We start from the raw sequence: 11,045 nt of genomic DNA, 5'->3' as shown, positions 1-11,045 counted from the left end.
CTAGCCCAGCTTGCGGCGAACCAGCATCGCGCCCGCAGCGAGACCGAAAATGATCGCGACCGGAGGTGCGGGAACGGGCGTGCCCCCACCGCTCGAGCCACCGCCATGACCGGGGTCCGAAGGCGGCGTGTCCATCGCGACAGCCGGAGCTGCCACGGCCAGAAACGCGGCACCCGCGAGGGCAGTGATCAGTTTCATTCGATACCTCCTGTTTGTCGGCATGAGGCATGCCAGAAAGGTCCCGGCAGTCGAGCGTCGATCACGCAGGTGACCGAAATCGGCACGACTTGCCGGGCAAGGCTTATTCCGCCGCTTCGACGGTCTCGATCGAGTCGGTCAGCGGGTGGGAGAGCTTGCCGATCATGTCTTTCGGGCAAACCTGCCAGACACTTGCGAGCGTGTTTTCCCACCGGTCGAGCAGGCCGCGCGCATAGGCACTGCCGGTCAGTTCCACGTGGCGCTCGACCAGATCACGCAGATGCGTGCGCCAGTGCTCGCTCGCAATCCGCTGCCACAGGATCGAGCCGGGATTGGCGAGTTTCGGGAACATGCCGTTCTCATCCAGAACGAAGGCCATTCCGCCCGTCATCCCGGCGCCGAAATTGGCACCGACCGGACCGAGGAAGACCGCGCTGCCGCCAGTCATGTATTCGCAGCCATTGGCGCCGCAGCCCTCGACCACGGTGACCGCGCCAGAATTGCGCACCGCAAACCGCTCGCCCGCCTTGCCCGCTGCAAACAGCGCGCCCGAGGTCGCGCCATACAGCGCGGTGTTGCCGATAATGCCGTTGTGCTGGCTTTCGCGCGCGACGCCTGCGGGCGGATGCACGACGATCTCGCCGCCTGACAGGCCCTTGCCGACATAGTCGTTGGCATCCCCTTCGATCCGAAGACGGATACCGCGCGCGAGGAATGCGCCAAGCGACTGGCCCGCCTGACCGGTCAGATAGAGATCGATCGTGCCGTCGGGCAGACCGTCCGGTCCGTGGCGGGTGACCACCTCGGACGACAGGCGCGTGCCGACCGCGCGGTGCACGTTGCGCACCGGCAGATGCAGCGTCGTCTGCGTGCCGTTCTCCAGCGCGTCGCGCAGGTCGCCGAGCACCTCGGCGTCGAGGCTGTCGGGCACCGGGTTGCGATGTTCAGGGATCGAGAACACGCGCGGCTCGTCCGTCTGCACCTTCTGTAGGATCGGATTGAGGTCGAGATCGTCGAGATGCTCGGCCCCGCGGCTAACCTGCCGCAAGAGCTCGGTCCGTCCGATAACCTCTTCGAGAGAGGATACGCCCAGCTTGGCCAGGATGCGGCGGACGTCTTCGGCAAGGAAATCCATCAGCTGGATGACCTTTTCCGGGCTGCCGTCGAACATCGCGCGCAGGCGCGGGTCCTGTGTGCAAACCCCAACCGGGCATGTGTTCGAGTGGCACTGGCGGACCATGATGCAGCCCATGGCGACCAGGCTCATCGTCCCGATGCCGAACTCTTCCGCGCCCAGGATCGCGCCAATCACGATCTCGCGCCCGGTCTTCAGGCCACCGTCCACGCGCAGCTTCACCTTGTGGCGCAAGCCATTGAGCGCGAGCACCTGATTGACCTCGGCCAGACCCATTTCCCAGGGCGTGCCGGCAAACTTGATGCTGGTCTGCGGGCTTGCGCCCGTCCCGCCTGTATGGCCCGAGATCAGGATCGCGTCGGCATGCGCCTTGGCCACGCCGGCCGCGATCGTGCCGATCCCCGCCGCGCTGACCAGCTTCACACACACGCGGGCGCGCGGATTGATCTGCTTCAGGTCGTAGATCAGCTGGGCGAGATCTTCGATCGAGTAGATGTCGTGATGCGGCGGCGGCGAGATCAGCGTCACGCCGGGCGTCGAGTGGCGCAGCTTGGCGATCACCTCGTCCACCTTGAAGCCGGGCAGTTGCCCGCCCTCGCCCGGCTTGGCGCCTTGCGCGACCTTGATTTCGATCTCTTCGCAATTGTTGAGGTAGTGCGCGGTGACGCCGAAGCGCCCGCTCGCCACCTGCTTGATCCCGCTATTGGCAAGATCGCCGTTCTCGCGGCGGGTGAAGCGTTCGGCGGACTCGCCGCCCTCGCCCGACACGGCCTTCGCGCCGATCCGGTTCATCGCGATCGCCAGCGTCTCATGCGCCTCTGGCGATAGCGCGCCAAGGCTCATCCCCGGGGTCAGGAAGCGTGTACGAATCGCCTCGCCCGGCTCGACCTCGTCGAGCGGCAGCGGTTCGACCGCCTCGTCGATGCCCAGCAGGTCGCGCAGATAGATCGGCGGCTGGTTCTCGACCGCGTCGACGAAGCGACGCCATTGCTTCTCGTTGCCGGTCGCACAGGCGGTCTGCAGCGCATGCATTCCCTCCGCGCCCCAGGCGTGCGTTTCCTCGCCATAGCGGCGGCGGTAGAAGCCACCGACCGGCAGCTGCGCATGGCGTCCACCGAATGCACGGACATGCCGCTTCTCTGCGCTCAGATGCAGCGACGCATAGCCCTCGCCCGAGATCTTGTTGGGCATGCCGGGGAAGAGGTCGGCGGTGATCGCGCGGCTGAGCCCGACCGCTTCGAAGTTGTAGCCGCCGCGATAGCTGGAGATGACCGAAACGCCCATCTTGGCCATGATCTTGAGCAGGCCGTCTTCCAGCGAAGTGCGGAAATTGGCGAGCGCCTCTTCGCGCGAGAGATCGCCGTAGAGGCCGCGCGCATGGCGAGCGAGCAAGGCGCCCTCGGCAAGGTACGGATTGACCGTGGTCGCACCGACACCGATCAGCACAGCCAGCGTATGCGTATCGACGCATTCGGCCGAGCGGACATTGACCGAGGTGAAGCTGCGCAGGCCCACCCGCGTCAGGTGGGTGTGCACGGCTGCGGCGGCGAGGATCATCGGAACGCCGACCCGGTCGGGCCCGGTATTCTCGTCGCTGAGGAAAATCTCCGACTTCCCGCGCCGGACCAGCGCCTCCGCCTCTGCGCGGATCCGCTCGATCGCCTGGCGCAGATCGGCCGGTTCGCCGCGTGCGCGGAAGGTGCAGTCGATATCGCCGATCGTATCGCCGAAGCCGGCGCGCAGGCGATCCCACAGGTTCGACGTCAGCACCGGGCTTTCGAGCACCAGCACGGAATCGTTCTGCGCGTCCTCTTCGAGGATGTTGGCGAGATTGGCGAACCGCGTGCGCAGGCTCATCACGTGCCGTTCGCGCAGGGAATCGATCGGCGGATTGGTCACCTGAGCGAAGTTCTGGCGGAAGAACTGGCTTACATTGCGCGGCATGCCGCTGATCACCGCGAGCGGCGTGTCGTCGCCCATCGAGCCGATCGCTTCCTTGCCATCGAGCGCCATCGCATCGAGGATCAGCTCCATATCCTCGTTGGTCATGCCAGCCGCGGTCAGGCGGCGGTCGAGCTGATCGTCGTCGAACGGCGGATCTGCGGGCATGTCGACCTTGGGCAGGTCGTCGCTGTTGCGGAAGCCAGCGACCAGCGCACCGTAATCGGCCTCCCGCGCGATCCGCGCCTTGAGCTCGGCATCGCGCAGCAGGCGGCCCGCCTCCAGATCGATCGCGATCATCTGGCCCGGGCCCAGACGCCCCTTCTCGGCCACCCGGTCCTCTTCCAGCGCAACCATCCCGCTTTCGGAACCGACCACCAGCAGGCCATCATCGGTGCGGGCAAACGCCAGCGGACGCAAAGCATTGCGGTCGAGCCCGGCGACCGCCCAATGGCCGTCGGTCATCGCGAGCGCGGCTGGGCCGTCCCATGGCTCCATGACGGATGCCATGTACTGGTACATCGCCTTGTTCTCGGCCGGCATGTCGGCGGAGACCTGCCATGCCTCTGGGATCAGCATCGACTTGGCGGTGGGCATCGCCTTGCCGGAGCGGACCAGCAGCTCGATCGCGGCATCGAGGCTGGCAGTGTCGGACGCGCCGACCGGGATCACCGGCTTGATGTCGTCCGCCGTGCCCGCGAAGGACAGGCTCGCCATCTTGATCTCGTGCGTGCGCATCCAGTTACGGTTGCCGCGGATCGTGTTGATCTCGCCATTATGGGCCAGCGTGCGGAACGGCTGGGCGAGCCACCACTGCGGGAAAGTGTTGGTCGAATAGCGCTGGTGAAGGATCGCCATCCGGCTGGTGACCAGCGGGTCGCGCACGTCGGGATAGAAGGTCGCAAGGCTCTCTGCGAGGAAAAGGCCCTTGTAGACGATCGACTGGGCAGAGAGAGAGGCGACGTAGAAATCGCGCAGCTGCGCCTCGACGATCCGCCGCTCGATCCGCCGACGCACGATGTAGAGCCGCTTTTCGAACTCATCCAGCGTGCTTTCGGACGGGCTCGGCCCGGCGATCATCACCTGTTCGATTTCCGGGCGGGTTTCCTTCGCCTTGCGCCCGATGACCGAGATATCGACCGGCACCTGCCGCCAGCCATAAACGAACAGCCCGGCGCGGATCAGCTCCGCCTCCACGATCGTACGGCATGCATCCTGCGCGCCCAGATCGGTGCGCGGCAGGAACACCACGCCGACCGCAAGCCGCCCGTCGCGCAGCGAATGGCCGCTCGCGCTGATCGCGCTGGTGAAGAACTCCACCGGCAGGTCGAGCAGCAGGCCCGCGCCATCGCCGGTTTTCCCGTCGGCATCGACCGCCCCGCGATGCCAGATCGAAGACAGCGCCTCGATCGCGCAATCGACCACGCGGCGCGTCGGCTTGCCCGAAATCTCGCCGATCAGCCCGACGCCGCAGGCATCGTGCTCGCTATCGGCATGGTACATCCCTTCCGCTGCAAGGCGGAGCGCTTCTTGGTGTTGGTTGATCATGCTGCTGCCGCGCTCGGATTGCGTTGCTGGACAAGGTAGGCGTCGATTTTCTCGGCTACATCGCGCCCGTCGCGTACCGCCCACACGACCAGGCTGGCGCCGCGGGAAATGTCGCCCCCTGCGAATACTCCGGGAAGCGAGGTCATCATGTCCTCATCACATTCCAGCGTGCCCCAGTCGGTCACGTCGAGACCTTCCTCGCCGAAGATCGCCGGCAGCGGCTCGGGTTCGAAGCCCAGAGCAAGGATTACGAGATCGGCATCGAGCGCAAAGCTGCTCGACGGATCGACCACCGGGCGGCGGCGGCCATCGGCATCGGGCTCGCCCAGCTCCATCCGGTTGGCCTGCACCCGCTCGGCACGGGTCTCGCCTTGAATCGAGGCGGGGCCGGACAGCCACAGGAACTCGACGCCTTCTTCCTCGGCATGGGCAACCTCCGTGCGGCTGCCGGGCATGTTCTCCCGGTCGCGGCGATAAAGGCACTTCACGCTCTTCGCGCCCTGGCGAATCGCGGTGCGGACGCAGTCCATGGCGGTATCGCCGCCGCCGATCACGACCACGTCGCGATCCTTCGCGAACAGGCTGCCATCGGCGTGCTCGGCGACCTCGTCACCCAGACCGCTGCGGTTGGAAGCGGTCAGGAAATCGATTGCGCGGACGACGCCGTCCTTGTCCGCACCATCGACCGTAAGTTCGCGCGACTGGTACACACCGGTTGCTACGAACACCGCATCGTGCCGCTCACGCAATTCGGCGAGCGTGATATCCTTGCCCACCTCGACGCCGCGATGGATGGTGATGCCACCTTCCTCGATCCGTGCGACGCGCCGGTCGACCACGCTCTTGTCGAGCTTGAAGTTGGGGATGCCGTAAATCAGCAACCCGCCCGCACGATCGTGCCGGTCGTAAATCTCGACCTCGTAGCCCGCGACACGCAGATATTCCGCGGCGGTCAGCCCGGCGGGCCCCGCACCGATCACGGCGACCGACTGGCCGGTGGGCGTGCCGGGTTCGATCGGACGCACCCAGCCGTTCTCCCACGCATTGTCGCCGAGATATTTCTCGACACTGCCGATGGTGACAGCGCCGTGGCCGGAGAACTCGATCACGCAATTGCCTTCGCACAAACGGTCCTGCGGGCAGATCCGGCCGCAAATCTCGGGCATGGTCGAGGTGCGCGAGGACAGGTCGTAGGCCTCTTGCAGGCGCCCCTCGGCGGTCAGGCGCAGCCAGTCGGGAATGTGATTGTGCAGCGGGCAATGGACCTGGCAGTAAGGCACGCCGCATTGCGCGCAGCGCCCCGCCTGGGCGCGCGCGGCATCATCCGCGAAGGGCGCACCGATCTCGAGGAAGTCCGCACGGCGGCTATCGGGGGTGCGCTTGGCCGGATAGGCCTGTTTGCGGTCGACAAATTTGTTGGTGACGTTACGTTCGATCGGATCGGCCCAGTTCAAAGCGAAAAGTTTCGGTTTCGGAAAGTCAGCGCCGCATTTGGCGCATCACTCGATCAGCATTGAGGATGCTCCACGAAATTTCAATGCAAATTTGTTGCGCCTGCGAAGAAGCACAGCTTTGCCGGAGCGACCTCGGGTGCGCCCCCTTTTGCTCTTGCCCCGCTTCCCCTAGCGTCAATACCGGCATTTAGGGGAGTAGAGTCGCAATGCGCAAAATTTCGAGTTTTCTGGCTTCGGGCATCGCAGCGGGCGCGCTGATCGCCAGCCCGGCGCTGGCGCAGGACGATCCGCCCCCGCTCAACCCTGCCGACACCGCCGAGAACGCGACGCAGGGAATCGGGGCGGGCGCGCGGCCCGTGGGTGCGGATTGGAGCCGCTCCCCGGTGGCGGCACCGCACGGCATGGCCGCGACCGCGCATCCGCTGGCGACGCAGATCGCGCTCGACATCCTCAAGGCGGGCGGCAGCGCGGTAGACGCGGCAATTGCCGCCAACGCCGCGCTGGGCCTGATGGAGCCGACCGGGAACGGCATCGGCGGCGACCTGTTCGCGATCATCTACGATCCCAAGACCGACAAGCTTTACGGCATCAACGGATCGGGCCGCAGTCCCTCGGGCCAGACTCTCGATCAGCTGAAGGAAAAGCTTGGGCCGGACGCGACCGCAATTCCGCCGGTGGGGCCCTTGCCGATCACCATTCCCGGCACGGTCGATGCCTGGTTCGACATGCACGATCGCTTCGGCAATCTGCCGATGACGGAGAACCTTGCGCCTGCGATCACCTACGCACGCGAAGGGCATCCGGTGGCCCCGGTGATCGCGATGTATCTCGACCGTTCGCTCGCCGCCTACGAGGCGCGGCTCAAGCGGTTCGATTTCGACTTCGACAATGCCCGCGCGACCTGGTTCGCCGACGGAGATGCGCCTGAGCCGGGCGAGATGTTCAAGAACCCCGATCTCGCCAACACGCTGGAGCGGATCGCGCGCAATGGGCGCGACGAGTACTACGAGGGTGAAACCGCGCGTATCATCGTCGACTATCTGCGCGAACGGGGCAGCGCGTTCACGATGGCGGACTTCGCCAACCACGACAGCGAGTGGGTCGACGTCTCGTGCGTCACCTATCGCAAGGGGTACGAGCTGTGCGAACTGCCGCCCAACAGCCAAGGTTTCGCCGCGCTGCAGATGGTCAACATCCTCAAGAATGTGGACCTGTCGCAGTGGGAGCGCGGATCGCCGCAAGTGATCCACTACATCACCGAGGCCAAGCGGCTCGCGTTCGAGGATGTCGCGCGCTTCTACGCCGATCCGGATTTCGCCGCCGCGCCTCAGGCCCTGCTGAGCGATGCCTACGGGCGCGAGCGGTTCGCGCTGATCGATCCGGAGCGTGCCACGCCCGCTTTCGGGCCGGGTGATCCTGAGGTGGAGCCCAAGCTGGAGGGTGAAGGCGATACCACCTACCTCACCGTGGCAGACAAGGACGGGATGATGGTCAGCCTGATCCAGTCCAATTATCGCGGCATGGGCGGCGGGCTTGTCGCGCCAGGGCTTGGCTTCATGTTCCAGGATCGCGGCGAGCTGTTCAGCCTCGATCCCGAACACCCCAATGCCTACGCACCCAGCAAGCGACCCTTCCACACGATCATTCCGGCCTTCGTGAAGAAAGACGGCAAGCCGTTCATGACGCTGGGGCTGATGGGCGGGGGGATGCAGCCGCAGGGGCACGTGCAGATCCTCATCAACCTCGTCGACTACGGGATGAACCTGCAGGAGGCGGGCGATGCCGCGCGGCTGATGCACGATGGCGGCCGCCAGCCGACCGACGCGCTGGCAGGCAGCGCCGCCGATACCGTGGACATCGACAATCTGGGCGTGCTGATGGTCGAACCCGGCATCCCCCTTGCGACCGTGGAGGCGCTGCGTGCGATGGGCCACAATGTCGAGGTGGAGAACACCGGCATCCCGTTCGGCGGCTATCAGGCGATCGCCCGCGATGCCGAAAGCGGCGTCTATGTCGGCGCGACCGAGATGCGCAAGGACGGCCAAGCCTCGGGCTATTGAGTGAGAGGGCGGACCTTACCGGCCCGCCCCTCCTTTACCAATTCAACCGCTGTTGCGCAGCGCGGTCGCGATGGCGTTGATCGACAGCTGGATGCCTTCGGCAATCCGCTCGTCCGGCTCGCCGCTACGGTGCCGCTTGAGCAATTCGACCTGCAAGAGGTTGAGCGGTTCGATATAGGGCAGCCGCAGCCGGATCGACGCATCGAGGCGGGGCGAATTTTCGAGCAGGAAGGACTGCCCGGTCGCATCCAGCAGCGCGTCATGCGTGCGCTGCCATTCGTCGCGGATCGCCCCGAACACGCCCTTCGCCAGATCGCGATCCTCGACCAGTTCGCTGTAACGCTCGGCAATGCCCATGTCGGATTTGGCGAGCACCATTTCCATATTGGCGAGCGCGTTGCGCAGGAACGGCCATTCGCGCGCCATTTCGCGCAGCAGCGCCTTGTCTTCGAACTGCGACAGCGCCGTGCCGACCCCGTACCAGCCGGGCAGCATCACCCGCGCCTGGCTCCACGAGAAGACCCAAGGAATCGCGCGCAGATTCTCGATCCGGTCGTCCGACTTGCGGCTCGCCGGGCGCGATCCGATCTTGAGCGTGGCGATCTCCGCGATGGGAGTCATCTGACGGAAGAATCCGACGAACCCATCGGTGCCGTAGACCAGATCGCGATAGGTGCTGAACGCGGTCTCCGACACCGCATCCATCGCCTCGGCATAGCGGCGATAATCGTCCTGCGGCACCCGTTCGGGCTCCATCGTGGCGAGCATCGCGGCGGTGACCATCGCGTCCAGATTTACCGCAGCGACCTCCGGCGTGCCGTATTTCGCCGCGATCACCTCGCCCTGTTCGGTGATCCGGATGCGCCCGTTGACCGTGCCCGAGGGCTGGCCGCGGATCGCATCGAAGGCGGAGCCGCCACCGCGGCCAACCGAACCGCCGCGCCCGTGGAACAGCTGCATCGTCACGCCCGCCTCGGCAAATACCGGGGCCAGCGCCTCGCTCGCCCGCGCGAGCATCCAGCTGGAGGTCAGATAGCCGCCATCCTTGTTGGAATCGGAATAGCCGATCATCACTTCCTGATGGCCCCGCGCGCTGGCCATCGCGGCGACCTCCGGCAGGCCGAAATAGCTGCGCATCACCTCGGGCGCGTTCTTCAGGTCGCCGATCGTCTCGAACAGCGGCACCGCCTGGATTGCACTGTGCGGCGTGTCGCCTGGACGATAAAGGCCGACTTCCTTGAGCAGGATGTGCACTTCGAGCAGGTCGGACACGGTCTCCGCCATCGAGACCACGTATTGCGTGATGCAATGCGGGCCGAAGCGCGCGTGCGCCTGCGCGGTCGCCTCGAGGATCGCCAGTTCCTTGGTCGTCTCTTCGCCGTACTCCATCCACTGCGACCGCAGTGGACGCGCGCTGGCAAGTTCGCGGCGCAGCAGGGCTATGCGCGCCTCTTCATCGAGTGCGGTATAATCCTCCTCCACGCCCGCGTTGGCGAGCAATTCGCCCACCACACGCTCGTGCACCGCGCTGTTCTGCCGCAGGTCGAGCGTGGCAAGGTGGAAGCCGAAGGTGCGCACCGCCCGCACCAGCCGCCCCAGCGCGCCCTGCGAGGCGAGCGTCTGGCCGCCCGCCTTGGTCAAAGACCGGGCGACCACCCGCAGATCGTCCTGCAGGCCATCGGGGCTGTCATAGGGCTCTGCCGGGCCGATCGCCGCGCGCGAAGGCTCCTTGCCGACCAGTTCCTCGAAGGTCGCGGCAAGGCGGTTGTAAATCCCGATGATCGCACGACGATAGGGCTCGTCCTGCCGGTGCGAGGAGTCGTCCCCGCTCGCGTCGGCCAGCCGCGCAAGCTCGGGATCGACCTCGGTCAGCTCGCTCGACAGCGAAAGCTCACCGCCCAGCTTGTGAAGCGCGTCGAGATAATATTCGATCACGGTTTCCGCAGCGAAGGCCTGCGCGAAACGCAGCGAATCCGCGGTGACATAGGGGTTGCCGTCGCGGTCGCCGCCGATCCAGCTGCCGACCCGGAGGAAGCTGGCCGGGCGGCTGCCCAGTGCGTCTTCCCAGCGGCGATAGAGCACGGGGATCGCGGGCAGGAAGCTGTCTCGCATGAAGGAAACCGCGTTCTCGACCTCGTCGGTCACGAACAGCCGCTCTCGCCGCAGCGTGCGGGTGTGCCATAGCAGTGCGATCTGGCGGATGATCGATTCCTCGACATCGTCACCCTCGGGTGTGGAGATCGCCTGCGCATCGCGCATCCGCATCAGCTCGGCGATCCGTACGCGGTGGTCGATCACGCTCTTGCGGCGCACTTCGGTGGGGTGCGCGGTCAGCACCGGCATCACCAGCGCCTGGTCGAGCATTTCGGAGACCTGCTCGCTCGAAATGCCCTGCTCCTTCAGCGAAGCGAGCGCGTCGGCGAAGGGCATGTCCTGCTCCGCCATCATCCCCTCGCGGTCTTCCGCGAGGTTGGCGAGCATCGAGAACAGACCGAACCCGCGCACGAAGGCGAGCGTATCGTCGAGATCGAGCTGGTCGAGCCGCAGGTCGACCGGAGCTTCATTACGGTGGCGTTCCACGCTGGCGGCGCGGATTTCCTCGGTCCGCTGAAACAGCTGGTCGCCGCCATGTTCGCGGATCACATCGCCCAATAGCTTGCCGAGATAGCGGATATCGGGGTTTTGCTGGATTGCGGGTCGGGTGGCGAT

General features: G+C 65.8%; 5 protein-coding genes. 1 reads left to right on the top strand and 4 read right to left on the bottom strand.

Going from position 1 to position 11,045, the window contains the following annotated elements:
- The 3 genes from VO57_005870 to VO57_005860 form a co-directional block, all read right to left on the bottom strand.
- Nucleotides 1-198 (bottom strand): hypothetical protein, encoded by a 198-nt coding sequence (locus tag VO57_005870; GenBank protein XBL70862.1) that lies wholly within the window; start codon nucleotides 196-198, stop codon nucleotides 1-3.
- Nucleotides 199-301: 103 nt separating this feature from the next.
- Nucleotides 302-4,822, bottom strand: coding sequence for a glutamate synthase large subunit (gene gltB, locus VO57_005865; GenBank protein XBL70861.1), 4,521 nt, complete (start codon nucleotides 4,820-4,822; stop codon nucleotides 302-304).
- Nucleotides 4,819-6,276, bottom strand: coding sequence for an NAD(P)-dependent oxidoreductase (locus tag VO57_005860; protein ID XBL70860.1), 1,458 nt, complete (start codon nucleotides 6,274-6,276; stop codon nucleotides 4,819-4,821). The genes gltB and VO57_005860 overlap by 4 nt, the downstream gene beginning before the upstream one ends.
- Before the next feature lie 206 nt (nucleotides 6,277-6,482).
- Here VO57_005860 and VO57_005855 point away from each other — a divergent pair, with 206 nt between their 5' ends.
- A complete protein-coding gene (locus tag VO57_005855; protein XBL70859.1) occupies nucleotides 6,483-8,336 on the top strand; it encodes a gamma-glutamyltransferase family protein in 1,854 nt (617 codons plus the stop codon).
- 42 nt (nucleotides 8,337-8,378) lie between these two features.
- On the opposite strand, the gene ppc is transcribed toward VO57_005855, so the two are convergent.
- A complete protein-coding gene (gene ppc, locus VO57_005850; protein ID XBL71300.1) occupies nucleotides 8,379-11,045 on the bottom strand; it encodes a phosphoenolpyruvate carboxylase in 2,667 nt (888 codons plus the stop codon).

The organism is Citromicrobium bathyomarinum, from assembly GCA_001306305.2.
Classification (GTDB): domain Bacteria; phylum Pseudomonadota; class Alphaproteobacteria; order Sphingomonadales; family Sphingomonadaceae; genus Alteriqipengyuania; species Alteriqipengyuania bathyomarina.
Note: the sequence above shows the minus strand (reverse complement) of the source record. Positions and strands in the feature narration are given on the sequence as shown.